This window comes from Streptococcus mitis, from assembly GCF_905187495.1.
Taxonomy (GTDB): domain Bacteria; phylum Bacillota; class Bacilli; order Lactobacillales; family Streptococcaceae; genus Streptococcus; species Streptococcus mitis_CU.
Genome location: NZ_CAJJIB010000092.1, coordinates 1 through 377, shown reverse-complemented (window position 1 = coordinate 377; position 377 = coordinate 1). Strand labels below are relative to the sequence as shown.

General features: G+C 39.0%; 1 pseudogene. It reads left to right on the top strand.

The window, feature by feature from the left end:
- Positions 1–23: 23 nt before the first annotated feature.
- A pseudogene (locus JQ843_RS05505) lies at positions 24–377 on the top strand (hypothetical protein); the annotation flags it as partial.

Here is a 377-nt window from a genome sequence, read left to right as displayed (position 1 = left end):
CTACAGGAACTTCAGGTTTCAGAATGGCTCCAGCAGTTCAACCGCGCGCTAGCAGAAATCGTAGAAGTCTAGAACAGCCAGCTCCTCAAAAGGTTAAAGTCAATGTTTTTTATAACTTTGATAAAATGAAAGATATTGCAGGTTTTCTAGGAGATATCAATGGAACTCCTCTTGAAATCGCGGAAGGTTCAACAGATGATCAAGTAAAAGCAGCAGTCAAGAACCAAGTTGATGCCAAGAAAGAGGAATTACGTAAACGTGGTTATACTGTTAAAGAAGACTATCTCTATAAAAATAATGGAAAAGATTATAACTACGTTGTCACATTCACTAAGGAGGCTACAGGAACTTCAGGTTTCAGAATGGCTCCAGCAGTT